22 protein-coding genes are annotated in these 21,871 nt (G+C 61.0%); 15 read left to right on the top strand and 7 right to left on the bottom strand.

Annotated features, from left to right (window positions below; genetic code table 11):
* Positions 1 to 239: 239 nt before the first annotated feature.
* Positions 240 to 1,160, top strand: coding sequence for a nucleotidyltransferase family protein (locus tag CGS49_RS04085; protein ID WP_097800641.1), 921 nt, complete (start codon positions 240 to 242; stop codon positions 1,158 to 1,160).
* A gap of 63 nt (positions 1,161 to 1,223) precedes the next feature.
* On the opposite strand, the gene CGS49_RS04080 is transcribed toward CGS49_RS04085, so the two are convergent.
* The 4 genes from CGS49_RS04080 to CGS49_RS04065 all read right to left on the bottom strand — a co-directional run bounded on the left by CGS49_RS04080 (position 1,224) and on the right by CGS49_RS04065 (position 4,818).
* Positions 1,224 to 2,306 carry a putative ABC transporter permease gene (locus CGS49_RS04080; RefSeq protein ID WP_097800640.1) on the bottom strand — a complete coding sequence of 361 codons (1,083 nt, stop codon included), beginning with the start codon at positions 2,304 to 2,306 and terminating at the stop codon, positions 1,224 to 1,226.
* A gap of 118 nt (positions 2,307 to 2,424) precedes the next feature.
* Positions 2,425 to 2,604 carry a DUF6472 family protein gene (locus CGS49_RS04075; protein ID WP_097800639.1) on the bottom strand — a complete coding sequence of 60 codons (180 nt, stop codon included), beginning with the start codon at positions 2,602 to 2,604 and terminating at the stop codon, positions 2,425 to 2,427.
* Positions 2,597 to 3,367, bottom strand: a complete 771-nt coding sequence (gene trmB / locus CGS49_RS04070; RefSeq protein WP_097800638.1) for a tRNA (guanosine(46)-N7)-methyltransferase TrmB — start codon at positions 3,365 to 3,367, stop codon at positions 2,597 to 2,599. The genes CGS49_RS04075 and trmB overlap by 8 nt, the downstream gene beginning before the upstream one ends.
* A gap of 266 nt (positions 3,368 to 3,633) precedes the next feature.
* Positions 3,634 to 4,818, bottom strand: a complete 1,185-nt coding sequence (locus tag CGS49_RS04065; protein ID WP_097800637.1) for an alanyl-tRNA editing protein — start codon at positions 4,816 to 4,818, stop codon at positions 3,634 to 3,636.
* 673 nt (positions 4,819 to 5,491) lie between these two features.
* Between CGS49_RS04065 and malQ the strand changes: the two genes are divergently transcribed.
* The 3 genes from malQ to CGS49_RS04050 all read left to right on the top strand — a co-directional run bounded on the left by malQ (position 5,492) and on the right by CGS49_RS04050 (position 8,611).
* A complete protein-coding gene (malQ, locus tag CGS49_RS04060) occupies positions 5,492 to 7,033 on the top strand; it encodes a 4-alpha-glucanotransferase (protein ID WP_097800636.1) in 1,542 nt (513 codons plus the stop codon).
* Positions 7,034 to 7,323: 290 nt separating this feature from the next.
* The gene (locus CGS49_RS04055) at positions 7,324 to 8,112 is read left to right on the top strand and encodes a sensor domain-containing diguanylate cyclase (RefSeq protein WP_097800635.1); all 789 of its coding nucleotides are present in this window, start codon (positions 7,324 to 7,326) and stop codon (positions 8,110 to 8,112) included.
* A gap of 58 nt (positions 8,113 to 8,170) precedes the next feature.
* The gene (locus CGS49_RS04050) at positions 8,171 to 8,611 is read left to right on the top strand and encodes a hypothetical protein (protein WP_097800634.1); all 441 of its coding nucleotides are present in this window, start codon (positions 8,171 to 8,173) and stop codon (positions 8,609 to 8,611) included.
* Between the two features lie 201 nt (positions 8,612 to 8,812).
* On the opposite strand, the gene CGS49_RS04045 is transcribed toward CGS49_RS04050, so the two are convergent.
* Together CGS49_RS04045 and ychF are read right to left on the bottom strand one after the other, a co-directional pair.
* The gene (locus CGS49_RS04045) at positions 8,813 to 9,496 is read right to left on the bottom strand and encodes a 5'-methylthioadenosine/adenosylhomocysteine nucleosidase (RefSeq protein WP_097800633.1); all 684 of its coding nucleotides are present in this window, start codon (positions 9,494 to 9,496) and stop codon (positions 8,813 to 8,815) included.
* Positions 9,497 to 9,506: 10 nt separating this feature from the next.
* Entirely contained in the window at positions 9,507 to 10,640 is a 1,134-nt protein-coding gene (gene ychF, locus CGS49_RS04040) for a redox-regulated ATPase YchF (RefSeq protein ID WP_097800632.1), read from the bottom strand.
* A gap of 217 nt (positions 10,641 to 10,857) precedes the next feature.
* Between ychF and CGS49_RS04035 the strand changes: the two genes are divergently transcribed.
* The gene (locus tag CGS49_RS04035; protein WP_097800631.1) at positions 10,858 to 12,138 is read left to right on the top strand and encodes an L-cysteine desulfidase family protein; all 1,281 of its coding nucleotides are present in this window, start codon (positions 10,858 to 10,860) and stop codon (positions 12,136 to 12,138) included.
* 66 nt (positions 12,139 to 12,204) lie between these two features.
* Here CGS49_RS04035 and CGS49_RS04030 read toward each other — a convergent pair whose 3' ends face one another.
* Positions 12,205 to 12,429 (bottom strand): helix-turn-helix domain-containing protein, encoded by a 225-nt coding sequence (locus tag CGS49_RS04030; protein WP_097800630.1) that lies wholly within the window; start codon positions 12,427 to 12,429, stop codon positions 12,205 to 12,207.
* A 138-nt stretch (positions 12,430 to 12,567) separates the two neighbouring features.
* On the opposite strand from CGS49_RS04030, the gene CGS49_RS13910 reads away from it, so the two are divergent.
* The 10 genes from CGS49_RS13910 to CGS49_RS03980 all read left to right on the top strand — a co-directional run bounded on the left by CGS49_RS13910 (position 12,568) and on the right by CGS49_RS03980 (position 21,739).
* Positions 12,568 to 13,176, top strand: a complete 609-nt coding sequence (locus CGS49_RS13910; RefSeq protein WP_143405809.1) for a leucine-rich repeat domain-containing protein — start codon at positions 12,568 to 12,570, stop codon at positions 13,174 to 13,176.
* A 218-nt stretch (positions 13,177 to 13,394) separates the two neighbouring features.
* Positions 13,395 to 14,093, top strand: a complete 699-nt coding sequence (locus tag CGS49_RS04020) for a response regulator transcription factor (RefSeq protein ID WP_097800628.1) — start codon at positions 13,395 to 13,397, stop codon at positions 14,091 to 14,093.
* Complete coding sequence (locus CGS49_RS04015; protein WP_097800627.1) at positions 14,093 to 15,613, top strand: sensor histidine kinase; 1,521 nt, start codon at positions 14,093 to 14,095, stop codon at positions 15,611 to 15,613. The genes CGS49_RS04020 and CGS49_RS04015 overlap by 1 nt, the downstream gene beginning before the upstream one ends.
* 62 nt (positions 15,614 to 15,675) lie before the next feature.
* Entirely contained in the window at positions 15,676 to 16,173 is a 498-nt protein-coding gene (locus CGS49_RS13905; protein WP_143405808.1) for a hypothetical protein, read from the top strand.
* A 106-nt stretch (positions 16,174 to 16,279) separates the two neighbouring features.
* Positions 16,280 to 16,930 (top strand): ribulose-phosphate 3-epimerase, encoded by a 651-nt coding sequence (gene rpe / locus CGS49_RS04005; RefSeq protein WP_097800625.1) that lies wholly within the window; start codon positions 16,280 to 16,282, stop codon positions 16,928 to 16,930.
* Between the two features lie 12 nt (positions 16,931 to 16,942).
* Positions 16,943 to 17,962, top strand: coding sequence for an RnfABCDGE type electron transport complex subunit D (locus CGS49_RS04000; protein ID WP_097800624.1), 1,020 nt, complete (start codon positions 16,943 to 16,945; stop codon positions 17,960 to 17,962).
* On the top strand, positions 17,959 to 18,684 hold the full coding sequence (locus CGS49_RS03995) for an Rnf-Nqr domain containing protein (RefSeq protein WP_097800623.1): 726 nt from the start codon (positions 17,959 to 17,961) through the stop codon (positions 18,682 to 18,684). The genes CGS49_RS04000 and CGS49_RS03995 overlap by 4 nt, the downstream gene beginning before the upstream one ends.
* Entirely contained in the window at positions 18,681 to 19,292 is a 612-nt protein-coding gene (locus CGS49_RS03990) for an electron transport complex protein RnfA (RefSeq protein ID WP_097800622.1), read from the top strand. Before CGS49_RS03995 ends, CGS49_RS03990 begins: the two co-directional genes overlap by 4 nt.
* 25 nt (positions 19,293 to 19,317) lie before the next feature.
* Positions 19,318 to 20,400 carry a putative glycoside hydrolase gene (locus tag CGS49_RS03985; RefSeq protein WP_097800621.1) on the top strand — a complete coding sequence of 361 codons (1,083 nt, stop codon included), beginning with the start codon at positions 19,318 to 19,320 and terminating at the stop codon, positions 20,398 to 20,400.
* A gap of 46 nt (positions 20,401 to 20,446) precedes the next feature.
* Positions 20,447 to 21,739 carry a DUF1015 domain-containing protein gene (locus CGS49_RS03980; protein ID WP_097800620.1) on the top strand — a complete coding sequence of 431 codons (1,293 nt, stop codon included), beginning with the start codon at positions 20,447 to 20,449 and terminating at the stop codon, positions 21,737 to 21,739.
* The last annotated feature ends 132 nt before the right edge of the window (positions 21,740 to 21,871 follow it).

The raw sequence follows: 21,871 nt of genomic DNA, 5'->3' as shown, positions 1-21,871 counted from the left end.
GGTCGATGCTATCAGTATACAATATTTACATGCTGAAAACAATACTTTCGCAAGAATAAATTGCATATTTTGGAAATTTTACCTTGCCAAAAGGAAAGAGACTTCTCACCCGGCACACTCGCCTTGCTGCGCGTTTTGAGAAAGCGGGTGAATGCTCTTGCCCCCGCCCTGCAACGGGAGTATAATAAGCCAAAGAGCATTCTGCCGCATCTGCGGCTTGAACAGGGGAGGAACCTGATATGAACAAACCGGTACTGGTGGTCATGGCGGCCGGCATGGGCAGCCGTTACGGCGGCATGAAGCAGATCGACCCGGTGGGCCCGAACGGCCAGGTCATCGTGGACTATTCGCTCTACGACGCCCGCCGCGCAGGCTTTGAGACGGTGATCTTCGTCATCAAGCATGAGATCGAGGCGGCGTTCAAGGCCGCCATCGGCGACCGCGTGTCCAAGGCTATGAACGTGAAATACGCCTTCCAGCAGCTGGACGAACTGCCCGCAGGCTTTGCCATCCCGGAGGGGCGCGTCAAGCCCTGGGGCACCTGCCACGCCGTGCTGGCAGCAAAGGACCTCATCGACGGTCCGTTCGCGGTCATCAACGCCGACGACTACTACGGCCCCGAGGCCTTCCGGGTGATGTACGATTACCTGTCCACCCACGAGGACGGCGATTTCTACGACTACTGTATGGTGAGCTACCTGCTCAAAAACACCGTGTCCGAAAACGGCAGCGTGGCCCGCGGCGTGTGCGTCACCAACCCCGATGGCACTTTGCACAGCGTCACCGAGCGCACCCGCATCGAGACTTACGAGGGCGGCGTGCACTACACCGAGGATGGCGGCGCAAGCTGGACCGACCTGCCCGGCGAGACGCCTGTGAGCATGAACCTGTGGGGCTTCGGCCGCAGCTTCCTGGATGAAGCCGAGCAGCGCTTTGCAGGCTGGCTGACCGAGAACCTGCCGAAAAATCCGCTCAAGTGCGAGTATTTCCTGCCGCTTGTGGTGACGGAACTCATCGAAGAAGGCAAGGCAAAAATTCAGGTGCTGCGCAGCACCGATAAATGGTACGGCGTGACCTACCGCGAGGATAAGCCGCTGGTGGTGCAGGCCATTGCCCGCAAGACCGCCGAAGGCCAGTACCCGGAAGATCTCTGGCAGTAAGAGCAGCAAAAATCAAAAGCAGCCGTTCCCCGGCCGGGGAACGGCTGCTTTTTTGCGTGCGGGTCAGGCCTGTTTGTCGGTGTCCTGCGGGTCCTCGTCTTTCTTGGCAAGGAGCTGGCGCAGCGACTTCAGGCTGGTGTTTTTCACGCCGTGCTTCAGGTCCGGGAAGGCGCGGATCATGCGGCGCGGTCCGATGATGCGGGGCGTGCGCAGCAGTTGGGCCTGCATCTCGTCGCTGCGGGCCTGCAGCTCTGCGGCCAGCTGTTCCAGCTTCAGCAGTTCGGCGGCGCGCTCGGCCGTGCCCTTGGCGGCCAGCTGGGCAGCCTTGGCGGCTTCGGCCGCGTTGAGCTTGGCGATCTCCGAAGCGTGCTTGGCGGCGTCCATGGCCTCGTCGGTCTTGGCGCGGACGGCGGCCATGGTCTCACGCAGGCTGCGCTTTTCCGGCGCAGCGTCGCGGGCCTCGGCGGCGGCCAGCTTGAGCTGCAGGCGCTGCTCGTCCAGCTTCTGGTCGGCAGTCAGGGTGGTGATGCCCAGCAGCTGGGTCATGGCGTCGCTCACGGCGTGGATGCTGTCTGCCAGCTGTTCCATGGCGTCCAGCGTCTTGGAAAGGCCGGATGCCGCAAAGGCAGTGACCACCACATCGGCCGCATACACGGCGTAGAGCACGCACATGAGCACAAGCCCGGCGAAGGGCGGGATCATATCCACAAAGCTGGCAATGACCGGGTGGACGATGCGCATGACCACCAGCGTGCCCACGCCCCACAGCAGGCAGAATTCCAGGCAGATGTAGCCGCCGATGTTGAAGGGGAAGTCGCTGTAGTCCCACCAGCGGGTGTGGTAGACCTTATACAGCAGCCAGCCGCCCACCAGTTCCAGGGCGCTGGGCAGGATGACGCCGCCGATGTACAGCAGCAGGATGCTGCCCTGCAGCGGGGTGAGCAGGAACAGTACCAAAATCATGCCAAAACCGTAGATGGGGCACACCGGGCCGTTGAGAAAGCCGCGGTTCACCAGCTGGCCGGTGGTGGCGGCGGCGTAGATGACCTCCAGACACCAGCCGATGCAGGAGTAGATCAGGAAGTACGCCAGGATGTGGTACAGCGAAAAACCGAATACCACGGTGTCCGTCAGAAAGGAAAGCATAAAATACCTCCAACTTTAAGTTCCTCGCCTTCTCCGTCATTGCTGACGCAATGCCACCTCTCCCTTCGGGAGAGCTGTCGAGCGAAGCGAGACTGAGAGGGCGGGATGACTGCTTTTGTCAGATCTGCTTGTTTACAATTTTGTATTCATCGCCCGGTTCAAAGAACGGGCAGGCGGCGGTTGCGTGGGAGAGATAGCGTGCCATCTCGTCCTCGTCCAGGGAGCCGCCCTCGGCGCAGTAATAGCTGCCGTATTCGTCCTGCACGTTGTTCAGGCAGACTTCGCAGGGGTCATTCATGGGCTTCGCCTTCCTGTGCGGCTTTGGCGGCAGCCTCGGCGGCTTCGCGGGCCTGCCGCTTGAGCACCTTGGGTTCGATCCAGGTCACGCTGGCGGGGTCCGGGTTCTTGCGGGCGATCAGGGCCTTGATCTTGATGCCCATTTCGGTGAACATGCCTTCGTGCTCGGTGCGGATGTTCCACGCCGGCTCGTTCTCGTGCAGGTCAAAGGTCATCCACTCGATGTCGTAGCCGGAAGCGGGGAAGTACTCCAGACTGTCGCGGAACAGGTCGTCGTCGTCGGTCTTGAAATAAATTTCGCCGCCGTCCTTCAAAAACTCGCGGTAGTTGATGAGCTGGCGCGGGTAGGTGAGGCGGTGCTTGTGGGAGGAGCCGTTCTTGCTCCACGGGTTGCAGAAGTTGATGTAGATGCGGCTGACTTCGTCCTCGGCGGTGATGACGCCCTTGATGCGCTCGATGTCGGTGCTCATGATCTTGACGTTGTCGATGGGGCGGTTCGCGGCTTGATAGGCGGCTTCGATCTTGCGCTTGGCGAGGATGAGCACCTTGTCGGTGATGTCGATGCCGAGGTAGTTGTTCTCCGGGTGGGCGCAGGCCAGCTGGGAGATGAAGCCGCCTTTGCCGCAGCCCAGCTCCAGCACGAAGGGCTGCTCCGGGCGGGCGTACTGGGCGTGCCACCTGCCGCCCCAGATCAGCGGCTCGTGCACATGGAAGTCGGCTGCCATCAGCTCGTCGTGGGCATAGGGTTTGAAACGCATTCTCATAGTTTGTTGTTCTCCTTGATGTTGTGAACCCTCTCAGCCTCGCATTCGCTCGGCAGCTCCCCCGAAAGGGGGAGCTTTTTGACCATAAGAGGGAAAGCTATTCGGTTTTGCAATAGAAGCCCCCTGAGAGGAAAGACTTCCCCCGGTCGGGACAGATTCTCCCCGCGCCGGGGAGAAATGTCACTGCAGGTGACAAAGAGAGGAACAGATGTCACGCGAGTGACAAAAAGGGGAGCAGTGGCATCGAGCAGCGATGACGGAAGGAGTTATTTCGTCTTTCTTAAAAATTCCTCCACCTGTTCCGGTGCAGCGGCGCAGCTGCCCTGACAGATGCCGGGCTTGCCGCCGCCGCGTCCGTTCAGGGCGGCATTCAGGGCTTTGGTCAGGGCGCGCACGTCGCCGTCGGCCTGCGCGATGCAGTAGCCGGTGCCCTTTTCGGTGGGCGTCAGCGCGGCACACAGGCCGGTGGTGGCTTCGGTCAGGCGCACCGCCAGCCGGTGCAGGCCGTCCGGGTCAAGGCCCGGCACGGTGCGGATGGCATCCTCACCGGGGTTTACCAGCTGGGCAAGGGCGTCAAACAGCTGGGCACACATGCCAAAATGTGTAAACTTGAGAGCAGTATACTCGTCGTAGACACGATGCACGGCCACAGCGGTCTGGTCGGCCTTGGCCGAGAGCAGCGCGCCGATATCGGCCTGCCGGGCGCGCATGGCCTGCGCGGCCAGCAGTGCCCGCTGCCCGCACACCACGCTCAGCCGCACGCCGCCCTTGTAGTTCTCGGATGCCAGAATTTTGATCTGGCCCACCTGCCCGGATGTGGCGGTGTGGGTGCCGCAGCAGGCGCACACGTCCGCGCCCGGGATGGTCACGATGCGCACTTGGCCCTCGATCTCCTTTTTGGAGCGGTAGGTCATCTGGGCCAGCTCCTCCCGGGTCGGGTAGGTGATGACCACCGGCACATTCTGCCAGATGATGCGGTTGGCGGCAAGTTCCGCTGCCTGCAGGCCCTCGGGCGGGATGGGCACACTGGTGTCCATGCGCACGGCTTCGGCCCCGATGTGGAAGCCCACATTCTCGGCCCCGAACATCTGGTGCAGGATGCCGGAAAGGATGTGCTCGCCGGTGTGCTGCTGCATTTTGTCGAACCGCCATTCCCAGTCGATGCGGCCGGTGACGGCGGTGCCGGGCACCGCGCTTTCCGGCAGAGCATCCACGCTGTGCCAGATGATGCCGTCATGCTCGTGCACATCGGTCACGTTCAGCACGGTGCCGTCCGGCAGGGTCAGGGTGCCCCGGTCGGCGGGCTGGCCGCCGCCCTCGGGGTAAAACACCGTGCCGTCCAGCGCGATGCGCCCGCCGCCGGTCTTGGTGTCGGCTTCGGCGGCGAGGATATGGCCTTCGCCCTCGGTGCGGAAGGCGTCGCGTTCAAAATATTTTTCAGTGCGCTGCATAGCGCGAGTACCTCCTGTAGATAGAACGATTGAAAATGCCCTCCGCTTGTGCTCTGGGCATATTCAGCGGAAAAATTATTTTTAATTTCGCGTTTGTCGCGGCCTGCGGGCCGCTCCAAACGCATTTTCACGGGTGGGGTCGTGACCCCAAACTGCATTTGCAGTGCCGCTTTCTACGAAAGCGCGGCGCTGCGGGCGAGCGCTTGCTCCCCCGGGGGGAGCTGTCGCGCAGCGACTGAGGGGCTTTAAATGGAGAAGCGAAAAAAGCGTTAAAGCGATAGCGCCGACTGGCGCAGCGCTAGCTTTTTTGTGCTTCGACTTCTGCTTTAGGATTGTCAAGGGCGAGTAGCCCTTGGCCCGTTGCGGGGTGGGTGGAGTCCAGAGGTAGGGAGGGGGGAGTCGGAACACCCCTCCCTGCCTCTGGCCCAGCGGAGCGTCCCTGCACGCTTGCGGCAAGTAGGAACTTCCCGGCTAAAGCGAAAAGCTTGCGGGCGCGCCAGAGGCTCCCTCCCCGAGGGAGCTGTCAAAACCGTCAGGTTTTGACTGAGGGAGTTCAAAGCGTCATCTTTTTCAGTATACCACGTTTTTTGCCTGTGGAAAATAGTCTGCGGATATGTTATGATAAGAAACAACGATATTCCCATAAAATGTTAAAAATGAGGAAGGTAATAGCATGCGTGAAAGTGGAATCCTGATGCCGGTGTCCAGCCTGCCCGGCCCTTACGGTATTGGCTGCTTTGGCAAGGAAGCATTCAAGTTTGTGGATTTTCTGGCACAAGCGGGCCAGAAGATCTGGCAGATCCTGCCGCTCAGTCCCACCGGCTACGGTGACAGCCCCTATCAGAGCTGCTCGGCCTTTGCGGGCAACCCCTATTTTATCGACCTCGACGCTTTGAAGGAAGAAGGCCTGCTCACCGCCGCCCAGCTCAAGGCCGAAAAATGGGGCACAGACCCCAAAGAGGTGGACTACGGCACTTTGTATGTGAGCCGCTTTAAAGTCCTGCGCACCGCCTACGCCGCATGGCGCAAGCAGTGCACCGGGCTGCACGGCTGCAGCTATTACTTCCCGGATGATTATTATGCCTTTACCCTCGCCAATGAGGAATGGCTGGACGACTACGCCCTGTACATGGCCCTGAAAGTGGCCAACGGCATGAAGAACTGGGTGGAGTGGGACAAGCCCTACCGTCTGCGCGACAGGAAGGCCCTTGCCGCCTTTGCCGCCGAAAACGCGGAGGAGATCGGCTTCTGGAAATTTGTGCAGTACAAGTTCGCCACCCAGTGGCAGGCCGTGAAGGCCTATGCCAACGAAAAGGGCGTAAAGATTTTGGGCGATATCCCCATCTACGTCTCTGCCGACTCGGTGGATGCATGGGTGGGCGGCGCGCTGTTTGAGCTGGATGCCGACGGCGGCTTTGCCCGTGTGGCGGGCTGCCCGCCGGATTACTTCTCTGCCGACGGTCAGCTGTGGGGCAACCCGCTGTACAACTGGGCCTACCACAAAAAGACTGGCTACGCGTGGTGGGTGCGCCGGGTGCGCCACGCACTGGGCATCTACGACCTGCTGCGCATCGACCACTTCCGCGGCTTCGATACCTATTGGGCCATTCCGGCGGACAGCACCACCGCCCGCACCGGCAAGTGGGAGAACGGCCCCGGCATGGAGCTGTTCGATGCGCTGGAAGCTGCCCTTGGCAAGCTGCCCATCATTGCCGAGGACTTGGGCGAACTGTTCCCCAGTGTGCGAAAGCTGCTGGCCGACAGCACCTTCCCGGGCATGAAGGTGCTGCAGTTCGCCTTCAGCGGTGGGGACAGCGAGTATCTGCCCCACAACCACGTCAAGAACAGCGTAGTGTATCCCGGCACCCACGATAACACCACCCTGACCGACTGGTGGGAGAACGGCGCTTCCGAAAAGGAAAAGGCTGCCGCTGCCGCTTACCTGCACCTGACCGGCGTAAAGCCCACCGCAAAGGAGCTGGCGGCCATCCGGACCGATGATGTCCGCATCGCTCTGCTGCGCGCAGCGCTGGGGTCGGTGGCTGACCGGGCCATCATCCCCATGTACGACTGGCTGGGTCTGGGCGCGGAAGCACACCTGAACACCCCGGGCCGCCTGGGCGGCAACTGGGCCTGGCGTGCGGCCTCCGGCTTTGACACCAAGGCACTGGCAAAAACCATTGCCGACGAATGCAGTGTGTATTGCCGCGTATAATCCGAAGGCTGGAAGCGGAAGATGTTCGACAATCTGACGAAAATGTGAAAACTCCGGCAAAAATTTGTGCGTTTTGCTGGTAAACGGTTCGATGCAATGGTATAATGTCGCTAAAGCAAGGCGGCATTATACCGTTTTTTATTTGCTGTCCGGCAGGGCATGACCGCTGCAACGGAATGGCAGAGGAATTTGCGGTATAATGAGCAGAGCGTTTCCCGAAGTGATGCGGGAAACTGGAAATGGCACACAGCGTATGGGAGTGCTGTGTGCGCAGATGATGGGGAAAAATTATGAAAAAAGAATGGACCGAGCAGGACCTGCGCAGTCTGGCACAGACGGCACAGGCGGCCTTTGAAACGGTTACCCTGACCGAAGAACAGCCGGGTGACGGCTGGCAGGACGACGGCCTGCGTGTGGATTACGAGCTGCGCAACGGCCGGGTGGACTGCGTGCTGCGCCGCCAGGTGGAAGCCGACGGCAAGTGCTTTGAACTGCAGATGGCGGCCCCGCTGGCGGGCAATGTCCTGCCCGAGGAGCGTATGACCCCCCGGGAGCGGGAGCTGTGCCGCGAGGATATGAGCCACGACTTCCTCACCGGCGTGTACAACCGCCGCTATCTGGAGACCGTGTTTGCCGCCAAGCTGGAGCAGTGCGCCGCCGAGGGCCGCAAGGCCGCCGTGGCGCTGGTGTCCATTGACAACGGCCAGAAGCTGCGGGACACCTACGGCCAGCCCGTGATGGACCAGCTGCACTGCTTCGTGGGCAACCAGTGGAAAAAGAGCTTCGACACCCCCGCTGCCCGCATCGTCTGCCGCCTGACCGGCAGCATCTTTGTGGTGGGCAGCCTGGACGCCGACGCAAAGCAGCTGGCCGACGAGATGCGCCTGCTCTACGAGCAGATGCCTCACGCCTGCATCACCACGGTGGGCATGATGCACCGGGTGCCCTTCACTCTGAGCTGCGGCGTGGCCGGGCTGGAGGATGTGCAGGCCAAAAACTGGCAGACACTGTACGAAAAATGCGACGAACGCCTGCGGGCGGCCCAGGCCGTCGGCGGCGACTGCATCCGGGAACACTGAATGACAGAATAAAATCCCCCTTCCGGCACAAGCTAAAGCCAGAAGGGGGATTTTTTGTATGGAAAATCAGAAAAACGACAACCTGAACCTTTTGGAAGCTGTGGTGCAGAACACCGAGATGGGCAAGAACACGCTGGAGCAGATCGTGCCCATGACCGACGATGTGCAGTTCAAGGCCGAGCTGCTGCGCCAGCGCAACGTATACCACCAGCTCAATCAGGAAGCCCACACCGCCATCGAGGCCTGCGGCGGCACCGCCCAGGGCCAGAGCGCCATGGCAAAATTCAACACCAAAATGGGCATCAGCATGAAGACCCTGACCGACAAATCTACCCGCAACCTGGCCGAGATGCTCACCCAGGGCAGCGGCATGGGCGTGGTGGACTGCGTAAAGGCCCAGAAGGACTACCCCAACGCCGCCCCGGGCACCAAGCGCCTTGTGCAGCGCCTGCAGGACTTTCAGGAGGACAGCCGGGTAAAGCTGGAACAGTTTTTGTAATGATGTGATCCTTTGCAGGATCATGATGTTTTTCACGGAAAAATGATGGAATGATGTGCGCTGCGGCGCATGAGAAAACGAAGCCGCCTGTCAGGCAGTGATACCTGACAGGCGGCTTTATTGCCGCAGAAGCGGCACATCATTTTGCAAAGCAAAACATCATCTGCGGCAGCAGACATCATACCGCAGGTACATCGTTTTTTACAGGCTCTCCACCATAGCAGCCACGATCTTCGTCGCGGTGGCCACATACTCCGCGATGCTGAATTTCTTCACCACCAGCACTTCGTGGCCGTCCTCGTCGGCGTTGTCGCTCATGGCGCGCAGGATGACGCAGGGCACGCCGTTCTTGGCGGCGATCTGGCTCACGGCGGCACCTTCCATCTCCACGCAGTCGGGGGCACACTTGGCCTCGATGGCGGCTTTGGTCTCGCTGTCGCCCACGAACAGGTCGCCGGTGGCGATCTTGCCCACCAGCGCCTTCACACCCGCGTCGGCGCAGGCCTTTTCGGCGGCGGCGATCAGCGCCGGGTCGCCGGTGTACTCCTTGAGGAACGGCGGGTTCTGGCAGATCATGTCCAGCTGGGCGTCGTGGTACAGCACGGTCTTGCCGATGACCACGTCGCCGATGCCGATCTTGCTGGTCATGTTGCCGGCGATGCCGGAGAAGATGATCTTCTCGGCACCAAATTTGGTGATGAGCACCTGCGTGGTGGCGGCGGCGTTGGCCTTGCCCATACCGGCGCAGCACACCACCACCTGCTTGCCTGCCAGCGTGCCCTTGTGGTACTCCACGCCGCCGTAGGGCTCCAAGGTGACATTTTCCAGCTTTGCACACAGCTGATCGACTTCATCGGGCATTGCGCCCATAATACCGAAAATCATAGGAAACTCCTTACACATTGAACAGGAACTCGATCACATCACCGTCGTTGACGACGTACTCCTTGCCTTCGGTGCGCTGCAGGCCCTTGGCCTTGACGGCGGCATAGTCAAAGTTGTTGGCTTCCAGGTCGCTGTAACCGATGACGCTGGCACGGATGAAGCCGCGCTCGAAATCGCTGTGGATCTTACCGGCTGCCTGCGGAGCCTTGGTGCCCTTGCGGATGGTCCAGGCGCGGCACTCCTTCTTGCCGTCGGTCAGGAAGGAGATCAGGCCCAGCAGGTCATAGCTGGCAGTGATGAGGTTGTCCAGACCGCTGGCTTCGATGCCCATCTCGGCCAGGAACTCCTTCTTTTCCTCGGGGGAGTAATCGGCAATGTCTTCCTCGGTCTTGGCGCAGATGGGGATATAGCGTGCGCCCTCCTCCTTGGCGCGGGCGGCCACCAGCGGGACATACTTGTTATTCTCGATGCCCTCCATCAGGTCGTCCTCGCCCACGTTGCAGGCGTACAGCACCGGCTTTGCGCTCAGCAGGCCCATCTCGTGCAGCACGGTCTGCTGCTCGGTGTCGCTCTCATCAAAGTCAAAGCTGCGGGCGGGCTTGCCGGTGCTCAGGTGGTCGGCCAGCTTCTGCAGCCAGGCGGCCTCGGCGGCAGCGCCCTTGTTGTTGCCGCTCTTGGCGGCCTTTGCCATGCGGCCTGCACGGTTCTGCACCACTTCCAGGTCGGAGAGGATCAGCTCATAGTCGATGGCGTCGATGTCGGCGATGGGGTCCACAGCCTCGGCCTTGGAGACATCCTCCACCACATGGATGATGTTGTCGTCGTCAAAGCAGCGCACCACGTGCACGATGGCGTCGCACTCGCGGATGTGGCCCAGGAACTTATTGCCCAGGCCTGCGCCCTGGCTGGCACCCTTTACCAGACCTGCAATGTCCACGAACTCCACGATAGCGGGGGTCTTTTTGTTGGTCTGCCAGATCTCGGCCAGCTTGTCCAGGCGCTTGTCCGGCACGGCCACGATGCCGCTGTTGGGCTCGATGGTACAGAAGGGGTAGTTGGCAGCTTCCGCATTCTTGGTGGAAGTGATGGCATTGAACAGAGTGGACTTGCCGACGTTGGGAAGTCCCACGATACCGAGTTTCATATAAAATACGCTCCTTACACGTTTTTCTGATACACGCTCTGCCCGGAAAGGGCATAAAAATACATCTATCATTATACGCGAAGAAAACAGCGAGCGCAAGGGCTTTTCCGCGCGGGCGGCCCGCCGGGCAAAAACAAACCATTTTACATCGGGCAGGTTCTATAGTATACTATCCCTATTGGTAAATATTAAAATAACAGGAAAGGCTGGGAAGGATATGGAACGCAGCGACCCGCGCTATCAGGCGTATGTGGGAATTTTGAAAGAGGAGCTCATCCCGGCAATGGGCTGCACCGAGCCCATTGCGCTGGCCTATGCCGCCGCGAAGGCCCGCGAGGTGCTGGGCGTGCTGCCCGAGAGCGTGCAGCTGCAGGTGAGCGGCAGCATCATCAAGAACGTGAAAAGCGTCATCGTGCCCAACACCGGCCACCTGAAGGGCATGGAAGCTGCGGCCGCCGCAGGCATCATCGCCGGTTCCGCCGAGAAGGAGCTGGAGGTCATCGCCGAGGTCAGTGCGGACAAGCAGGCTGCCATCCGGGATTACCTGCAGACGGTGCCCATCTCCATTGAGCACATCGAACAGGGCCATGTGTTCGATATCATCGTCACCGAGCGCTGCGGGCAGGACTACGCCCGGGTGCGCATCGCGGACTTCCACACCAACATCTGCCTGATCGAAAAGGACGGCAAGGTGCTCTACGAAAAGCCGCTGGCGGACGAAGCGGTGCAGGAGAGCAGCCGGGCGGACCGCAGTCTTCTGAACATGAAGGATATCTGGGAGTTTGCCGAGACCGCCGACCTGCGGGATGTGGCCGACCTGCTGGAGCGGCAGATCCGCTACAACAACGCCATCGCGGAAGAAGGCCTTCTGGGCGACTACGGTGCCAACATCGGACGGGTGCTGCTCTCTACTTACGGCAACGATGTCTCCAACCGGGCCAAAGCAAAGGCCGCCGCCGGTTCCGACGCCCGCATGAACGGCTGTGAGTTGCCGGTCATCATCAACTCCGGCAGCGGCAACCAGGGCATCACCTGCTCGGTGCCCCTCATCGAGTACGCCAAGGAGCTGCACAGCGGCAAGGAGAAGCTCTACCGCGCCCTCATCATCTCCAACCTGGTGGCCATCCACGAAAAGACCGGCATCGGCACCCTGTCGGCCTACTGCGGTGCCGTCAGCGCCGGTGCCGGTGCGGGCGCAGGCATCGTCTACCTCTGCGGCGATGGCTACGAAGCGGCCATCCACACGGTGGTCAACGCACTGGCCATCGTGTCCGGCATCGTCTGCGACGGCGCAAAGGCCTCCTGCGCGGCGAAGATCGCCTCCTCGGTGGACGCGGCGCTGCTGGGCTACAACATGTATAAGTGCCATCAGGAGTTCAAGGGCGGCGACGGCATTGTGATGAAGGACATCGAGACCACCATCAAAGGCATCGGCCGCCTGGGCAAGGACGGCATGAAGGAAACCAACGAGGAGATCATCCGGCTGATGATTGAGTGAGAACGAAATCAAACAGAAAAACAGCCTTTCGCGGACGATGGATGCCGGCGGAAGGCTGTTTGTTTTTTATAAGGATTTTGGCGGGGCGGGGTCGTCTGTGCGGTTCAGAAGATAATCGGTCGAGGTCTTGTAAAGATCGGCCAGCTGAACGAGGGTGACGGTGGGGATATCGCGCAGGCCTTGTTCATAGCGGTTGTACTGCGGCTGCGGCATATGCAGGATGGCAGCAAGCTGGCGCTGGGTCAGGTCGTGGTCCTCGCGCAGGTCGCGGATGCGGCGGTAGTATGCCATAAAGTCTTCCTCCTGATATCTGAATGGATATCTTGACAGTACCGCGAAAAGATGGTATTCTGAACATATGATAACCGAATGGGTATCAAACATTCGGAATTATTGAGACCTCAGAAATGCAACGGGAGGAATGCAACAATGAAAAAGATGGAACGCCGCAAATTTTTAAAGCTGGCAGGCACGGCAGCACTTGCGGCATCGCTGAACAGTGTTTTGGCTGGCTGTGGCGGTGGAGCCGGTACGCCGGCGCCTTCCGATCATCAGCCGACGCCGTCGGAACCCGGAAGCAGTTCGTCGGCATCGTCGAACCCGGCATCAAGTTCTTCGGAAGCATCGTCCGGGAACCTTTCGACAAAGATTATCTGGAAAATCTCTGACAATCGGGACGGAACAGCTGTGCTGACAGGATATGATGCTGCGGGAAGTCAGCCTACGGGCGAGCTGACCCTACCGACAGAATGGTCTGGAAGAACAATCGTGGGCCTGAATGGAGGTCTTGGTGGAAAAATTACAAAACTGATCATTCCGGGAACCTACAAAAACGTATGCGTCAACTTAAGGGCGGTTTACATTCCGAGCACTCTGCGGACGATCCAGACGGATTGCTTCTCTGGCTGTAAAAATCTGACGGACGTATACTATCAGGCAAGCTCGCAAGAGTGGGCGTCCATATCGGTTGACAACAACAACACGCTCCTTCAGGCAGCACAGATGCATTATTATGCATCTCTAACAAGTATGAGCTAAAAAATAATGTATAAAAAGCGATCCTGTGATGGAGGGCTTTGCCCTGCTGCGCAGGGGCGCTTTTTTGATGCAAAGATGAAAATGGGAGGCCGACGGCAAAAAATTCATACAAATCCTTCTTTATTTTGTCATAACTCTCCCGTATAATAAAAAGTGGAGACCATTGCCAGTTTTGCCCGCGCGCGGGCATTCAGACATAAAAACGGGAGGAAACCATTATGGCGAACGAAAAGATCCTCGTCGTGGACGACGATACCAACATCTGCGAACTGCTGCGGCTGTACCTGACCAAGGAGGGCTATCAGGTCACGGTGGCCAACGACGGCGAGGAAGGCCTGGAGAAGTTCAATCAGGTCAAACCCGACATGGTGCTGCTGGACGTGATGATGCCCCGCATGGACGGCCTGGAAGTGTGCCGCCGCATCCGCAAGGCAGGCAACACCCCGGTGATGATGCTCACCGCCAAGGGCGAGACCTTTGATAAAGTGCTGGGCCTGGAGCTGGGTGCCGACGACTACATGGTCAAGCCCTTTGACGCCAAGGAAGTGGTGGCCCGCATCAAAGCGGTGCTGCGCCGCTGCCAGACCACCACGGCTGCGGCCGAGAGCACCGAGGGCGTCATTGAATTCGACAACCTGCGGCTGGATATGAACAGCTACGAGCTGCGGGTGAAGGGCAAGGTGGTGGAGGCTCCCCCCAAGGAGCTGGAACTGCTCAACTGCCTGGCCTCCCACCCGAACCGCGTTTACACCCGCGACCAGCTGCTGGACGAGGTGTGGGGCTTTGAGTATTACGGCGACAGCCGCACCATCGACGTGCACGTCAAGCGCCTGCGCGAAAAGCTGGCCGGGGCTTCCGACAAGTGGGAGCTGAAGACCGTGTGGGGCGTGGGCTATAAGTTCGAGGTGCGTCAGTAATGCGCAAAAGTGTTTCCACCGCGTTCTTCTCGCTGGTGTCCACCCTCATGGTGCTGGGCATCGTGCTGATGGGCGCTTCCGAGTGGGTGCTGTTCAAGAACTACTTTGCCAAGGACCGCTACGAAACGCTGGATCAGGTGGTGGGCGTCACCCAGCGCACGGCCCAGTATCTGGCCCAGCAGGCCGCGCTGCCGGAAGGCGACGAGCTGGATGCTTTGAGCACAAAGCTTGAGATCATCGGCGAGAGCGCCGAAGCCTATCTGTTCTTTACGGACAACGACGGCAATGTGATGATCGCATCCAGCCCGGACAAGCTGGAAGCCGACGCCGTGCCGGGCGAGATGATGGAGAAGATCGACGCTTCCGGCCCGGATTACTACCATGTGTTCGGCACGCTGGACGGCGTGCTGAGCGAGAAAAGCTACATCACGGTCAGCGAGATGTGCAACGAACACGGCCAGCCCAGCGGCTATGTGTTCCTGTGCTCCTCCGGCAACCAGCTGACCCAGTTCAAGCAGCAGTTCTGGTCCAACTTCCTGCTTTCTGCCTGCGTGATGCTGCTGTGCGCCAGCCTGCTGACAAAGCTTTTGATGCGCAGCCTGACCGACCCGCTGCAGAAGGTGACGGATGCCGCCCAGCGCTTTGGCGGCGGCGATCTTTCGGTGCGCGTCGAGGGCGTGGAGGGCGAAGGCGAAGTGGCCGACCTTGCCCGCACCTTCAACCGCATGGCCGAGAACATCCAGAACAACGACAACTCCCGGGGCCAGTTCATGGGTAACATCGCCCATGAGCTGCGCACCCCCATGACCACCATCAAGGGCTTTGTGGACGGCATTCTGGACGGCACCATCCCGCCGGACATGCAGAACCACTACCTGCAGCTGGTCAGCGAGGAGACGGGACGTCTGGCGCGGCTCATCCAGAACATGCTGGACCTTTCCAAGCTGGAAAGCGGCGAATATCAGGTCAACGCCCGGATGTTCAACATCTGGGAGACCCTCACCGGCGTGGCGCTCTCGGCCGAGCAGCGCATCAACGACGGCATGATCGAGATCGAAGGCCTGACCATGGACGAAAAGGTGCTGGTCTACGCGGACCCGGACCTGATCCATCAGGTGGCCTACAACCTGCTGGACAACGCTATCAAGTTCACCCCGGCGGGCGGCACCATCCGCTTCCATGTGGAAAAGCTGGGCCCGGAGGCCGAGATCTCCATCTGGAACTCCGGCCAGGGCATCAGCCCGGAGGCGCTGCCCTATGTGTTCCAGCGGTTCTACAAAGAGGACCGCTCCCGCGGCCTGCACGCCCGGGGCGCAGGCCTTGGCCTGAACATCTGCAAGGTACTGGTGAACCTTTCCGGCGGCCAGATCCGGGTGGAGAGCGAACAGGGCGAGTGGTGCAAATTCGTGTTCACCCTGCCCACCGTGGCCCCGAACCCCGGCGGCATGAAGCGCCTGCCGGACGAAGCGGGCGGCGAACCCACCGTGGAAGACCCCGCCAGCATGAAGCCTGTTGAATGAACCCGCAGCCAGACTGCCCCAGCATCGGGGCGGTCTGGCTGCTTTTGCGTTGACGATTGAAAATGGCCGCCGCGTTCGCTTTGGCCATAAATAGCGGAAATAAAATTTTTTATTCGCAAATCGAAAAAATCTGCGGATTTTTTCGATTTGCCTTTTCACGGGAGGGGCCGTCAAGAGAAACGGCATCTGCTGCCGCTGGCTCCCTTCGGGAGCGTCCGCGCAGCAAGGATAAAGATGCAGTTTACCATACCGGCCTTTTGGGTGAAAGTGCGTTTGGAGCGCTCCGCGTTTGCGTAGCAATGAAAGCCCCAGTGGGGCTTTTAAGCGGCGAGCGGTCTGCGTCGGCAGATGGAGGGGCTTTGCCCCGACAAGTTCCGCAGAGCGCGACAAACGCGAAATTAAAAATAAAATTTCCGCTGAAGATGGCCAGAACGAAGTGGAGGCCATTTAAAATGGTCTGCCTGACAAAGGAAATGCCGCAAATGGACAAATCTTGCCATTTACGTCATTTCGGTGAAAAAGACGGCGGCGGGTTTGATTTTTTGCGCGTTTTCATGTAAACTAAAGAGTAACCATGCCTTCGTGGATTTTGCCGCAGAAAATGCGGCGAAATGTGAAACGCATGGGACAAAAACTGCTAAAGATAACGGAGCGTAAAGATATACTATGGCAATCGTAAGTCCTTCGATCCTTTCGGCCGATTTTGGCAAACTGGGTGCGGACTGCCGCATGGTGCTGGACGCCGGTGCGCAGATGCTGCATTACGACGTGATGGACGGCCACTTCGTGCCCAACATCAGCTTTGGCGTGCCGGTGCTCAAGAGCCTGCACAAGAACCTGCCCGATGCCTTCTATGACGTGCATCTGATGATCAGCCACCCGCTGCAGTATGCCGAAGCCTTCATCAAGGCGGGTGCGACCCTGTACAACTTCCACCTCGAGTGCGAAGACGACATCCAGCAGACCATCGACGCCGTGAAGGCGCTGGGCTGCAAGGTGGGCCTGACCATCAAGCCCGGCACTCAGCCGGAAGCGCTGGCACCGTATCTGGACCAGCTGGACCTTGTGCTGGTGATGAGCGTGGAGCCCGGCTTCGGCGGGCAGAAGTTCATGCCCTCGGCGCTGGAGAAGCTCTCCTGGCTCAAGGCCGAGCGGGAAAAGCGCGGCCTTGCCTACCTGCTGGAAGTGGACGGCGGTGTGGACAGCACCACCGCACCCCTGTGCGTGGCCGCCGGTGTGGACATTCTGGTGGCGGGCAGCGCCGTGTTCGGCGCGGCCGACCCGGCTGCAGCCGTGCAGCGCCTTGCCGCCCTTTGAGAGGTGCCGTGTATGGATGAAGCTTTGATCCAAGAGCAGGAAGCCCAGCTGCAGAAGACCGGCCGCTACTACAAGCACATCTGCTTTATGGCCATTCCGCTGCTGTGCATGTCCTGCTACCTGTACGGTCTGCGCCCGCTGCTGCTGTGCGGCATCGCGGTGCTCACCGGAAATTTGTGCGACCGTCTGGTGTCGCTGCTGCGCCGCCGCGTGTATCAGGCCAGCGATTTTTCCAACGAGAGCTTCGGCCTTGTCATCGCCCTGCTCATGCCCGCCACGGTGGACATCTATGTGCTGGTGGCGGCGGTGCTGGCCGGTGTGCTCATCGGCAAGGAGATCTTCGGCGGCTACGGCAGCTACCCCTTTAACCCTGCCGCTGTGGGCTATGTGGTGGCAGCGGTGTCCTGGCCGGAACAGGTGTTCCGCTATCCGCAGCCCTACACCGCCATCCCGCTGTGGGATGCCTCGTCGGTGCCGATATCCAGCGCCATCGAGGACACCCTGCGCAGCGGCGGTATGCTGAACATCGGTTCGCTGGCGCTGGGGCTGGGCGAATATGCCGCCCCCATGGGCACCGGCGCAGCCCTGATCATTCTGGCCTGCGGGCTGTTTTTGTGGACGCAGAAGGATGCCCACATGTCGGCATCCGTGAGCTTTCTGGCCACCTGTGCACTCATCGCCTTCTTCTTCCCGCGGCAGGCAGGCCTGGCCGACAGCGCCGTGCTGACGAACGCCCTGCCCCGTCTGCAGTGCATGCGGGACGAGCTGCTCACCGGTGCCATCCTGTTCAGCGCGGTGTTCCTGCTCAACGAGCCCTACACCTGTGCCCACCACCGGATGGGCCGGGTGCTGTACGGCGTGCTGGTGGGCCTTGTGTCCATGGGCTTCCGCTACTATGGCGTGTATGAGACCGGCGTGTGCTTTGCACTGCTGGTGGTCAACAGCATTTCGGCCTGGATCGACCGCACCGAGACGGGCCTGTACCGCATGACCCATCGGCAGCCCGGGCCGGGAAAGGAGGCCGCACAATGAGAAAAGTGACGGCAGAACTCATCGTAAAAGACCCGGCCAAGTTTGCCCACCACGACCGCGTATTTCTGAATAACCCGGTGGTCATGCAGGGCATGGGCCTGGCCCCGCTGGTGGTGCTTGCCACCTCCGGCCAGAACGCCGTGATGCTGGCCGCCGCCGTGGCGCTGCTGCTGGTGCCCTCCCGCGTGGTGGCCTGCCTTTTGAGCCGTCTGGTACCCCTGCGGGACGAAGACCCCTCGCAGGAAGAACTGCAGAAAAAGCTGCTGCCCCGTGCACTGATCTATGCCTTCAGCCCGGCGGTGGTGTATCTGGCGGCGTACCCCATCCTGAACGCCGTGTTCGGCACGGGCCTTTTGAGCCTGGGCATCTACCTGCCCCTGCTCACGGTGGAGCCGCTTTTGACCTACCGCTTCGGCCGCGTGCAGGAGACGGTGCACAAGGCGGTGTCCAAGGGCCTCCGCATCACGGTGGGCTATGCGCTTTTGCTGGTGCTGCTGGGCTGCGTGCGCGAATGGCTGAGTGCGGGCACCGTGTTCGGGGCTGCTGTGGGCAGCCGGGCGCTGCTGCCCATGGCCAGCATGCCGGCGGGCGGCTTCATCGTGCTGGGCGTGCTGTGCGCCGTCTGGCGTGCGCTGGCGAAAAAGCGCCGTGAATATCTGGAAAAGGAAGCCCGCAGCCTTGTGGCCGTGAATCACCAGAAGGAGGCGGAGCACGGAGAATGAGAGACGTTGTGATCACTTCGGCTGAATTTTTCAGCTATGCCGTGCTGGCGGTGTTTGCGCAGAACGCCGTCTTTACCCGTGCGCTGGGCGTTTCGCGCCTGGTGCAGCTGGTGGGCGACGACCGCACCAGCAGCTGGCTGTTCGGCCTGCAGCTGTGCATCACCCAGGTGCTGGTGGCCCCCATCGCCTGGTATGCGGGCAGCGGGATCGCCCCGCTGGCAAACCGTGCCCAGCTGCGCCCGCTGGTGTATATCGCCAGCATCGCGGTGGTGTGCTTTGCCGAGTATGCGGTGCTGTGGCTGGCAAAGGGCCTGCCCCACCGCAGCGCCCTGCTGCGCATCCTGCCGCTGGCCGCGCTGAACAGCTGTGTGCTGGGCACTGTGCTGGTGGAGCGCACCCAGAGCTTTACGCTGGGCCAGAGCTGGGGCTTCGGCTTTGGCAGCGGCCTTGGCTATGTGCTGGCCGTGCTGCTGGTGACGGAGGCCCGCCACCGCCTGCGCAGCAAGGCCATCCCGGAAGCGTTCCGGGGCCTGCCCATCACGCTGGTCTACATCGGCGTGCTGGCGCTGGCGATCTATGGTTTTACCGGACATTCGGTGATCCTGTAACATCGGCAGGAAAGGAGAATGCACTATGGCAAGATACAAACGCAGGCCGAAGGTCAAGCGTTACCACCGCAGCTTCTACAGCCGCACCGCCCGCATCAAGCGGGGCGTGGGCATCGTGGTGCTGGTGCTGGCGGTGCTGGGCGCGGCCTGGCTGGCAGCACCCCATGTGCTGGACTGGGCCACCCACACCTGGTACACTGTGGTGAAGAACCGCGATCTGGAAGCGGAATCCGCCTCCCGCGCGGCGTCTTCGGAAGCGGCGGCCTCCTCTGCTGCGGCCGAGGCAGCTTCCTCGCAGGCGGCCTCGGAGCCCGCAGAGCCGGAGCTGGACGGCAAAGCCATCACCGGCGGCAGCTGGGCCGAGGTGGATGTGACCACCCTGACCGATGACGCCGCCATCCGTGCCGCGGCGCAGCAGCTGAAGGCTGCGGGCGCAGACTACGGCGTCGTGACCCTGAAGGATGCATCCGGCACGGTCTACTATGCGTCTGCGGTGGCGGCTGCTGCCAACGGCATCGTGGAGAGCCCGGCCGACCCGGCCCGCATCGCGGCCATCTTCCGGGAGGAGGGCATCATCCCGGTGGCGCAGATCGCGGCCTTCAAGGACCCCATCTCCTCCCGCACCGACCGCAGCATGGCCATCCATTACGGCGACGGCCTGTGGCTGGACGCCCAGAAGGACGGCAATGCCTGGCTGAACCCCTACTCCGCTGCGGCAGTGGAGTATGTGGGCGACCTGGTGGCGGAAGTGCAGGGCATGGGCTTTGAGCAGGTGATCCTGACCAATGTCCAGTTCCCGAAGCTCAGCCGCAAACAGGACTACGGCGAGACCGGCGGCGTCTCCCGTGCGGATCAGCTCAAGGCGGACATCGCTGCCCTGCAGAGCCGCTTTGCAGGCAGTGTGACATTGTGGTTCAGCTATACGCTGGACCAGTGCAATACCAGCAGCGTGGCGCTGGATGTGCCCGCTGTGACCCTGGGCATGGACAACCTGCTGGTGACGGCGGACAAGGCGCTGGATGCCGACAGCCGCACCGCGCTGGAACAGTCTGCCGCCGAACAGGGCGTGCAGCACCTGGTACTGCACAGCACCGACACGTTCCAGTAAGTTTTTTGGAACGTTTCTGGCTTTTATAGAGAGGGAGGAATCTGCTATGAATTCGAAATCCTGCTTTGCACCGGCCCACATCCTTCTGCCTTCTGCGCAGATCCCGCTGGAACAGTGGGGCTGCATCGCCTGCGACCAGTTCACCAGCGACCGCGAATACTGGCAGAAGGCCGAGGCTGCCGCAGCAGGCAGCCCCAGCACCCTGAACCTGATTTTGCCGGAAGTCTATCTGGAGGACGGCGACGCGGACGCCCGTGTTGAAACGATCCACGCCACCATGAAGGATTACGAGCAGAACGTGCTCACCCGCAGCGTGGACGGTTTTATCTACGTCGAGCGCACCGAGCAGAGCGGCCGGGTGCGGCAGGGCCTTGTGGGCATGGTGGATCTGGAAGCCTACAGCTACCGCCGCGGCGCACCCTGCGCCGTGCGCCCCAGCGAGAGCACGGTGGAAAGCCGCATCCCGCCCCGCATGAAGGTGCGCACCGGCGCGGCGCTGGAAACGCCCCACATCATGATGCTGGCCGATGACCCGGGCTGCACCCTCATCGAGCCGGTGGCGGCGCATAAGGCGGAGCTGCCCAAGGTGTATGAGGGTGAGCTGATGCTGGGCGGCGGCCACATCGCAGGATGGGCTGTGGAGGACCCTGCCCTCATCGCGCAGATCGAGCATGCGCTGGACGTGCTGGGCAGCCAGGAAGAATTTGACAAAAAGTACCCGGATGCCACCCGCCGCGACCCGCTGACCCTGGCTGTGGGCGACGGCAACCACTCGCTGGCCACCGCAAAGGCCTGCTGGGAGGAACTGAAAAAGACCCTGACGCCGGAGCAGGCCGCGAACCATCCGGCCCGCTGGTGTCTGGCAGAGGTGTGCAACGTGCACTCGCCCGCCATCGAGATCGAGCCCATCCACCGCGTGCTGTTCAATGTGGACTGTGCGGCGGTGCTGCTGGCGCTGATCACCTGGAGCGACGCCAACATGGCAGGCTGCTGCTTTGGCGGCAGCAAGAAGCAGCCCTTCACGCTGGCCGGGCCCCACATGGCCAATGTGCTCAGCTTTGAGGACCCCACCGCCCCGCTGACCGTGGGCACCATCGACGAATTCATTGAATACTACCTCGAACACCACAAGGAGGCCCGCGTGGATTACGTCCACGACGAGCCTGCCGTCCGTGCCCTGTGCAAGAAGGGCGCTGTGGCGTTCCTGATGCCGCCGTTTGCCAAGAGCGACCTGTTCAAGGGCGTCGTGATGGGCGGTGTGCTGCCCCGCAAGACCTTCAGCATGGGCCACGCGGAGGAAAAGCGGTACTACATCGAGTGCCGGAAAATTGTAAAATAAGAACGCTCCCCCAAAAGCCTTCCCCCAGCCGGGGGAAGGTGGCATTGAGCAAAGCGAAATGACGGATGAGGGTGATGGGACAGCAGATGTGTGCAACTGACGCGCCCTCATCAGTCTGCTGTGCAGACAGCT

Source organism: Faecalibacterium langellae (assembly GCF_002549775.1).
Lineage (GTDB): Bacteria > Bacillota > Clostridia > Oscillospirales > Ruminococcaceae > Faecalibacterium > Faecalibacterium langellae.
Note: the sequence above shows the minus strand (reverse complement) of the source record. Positions and strands in the feature narration are given on the sequence as shown.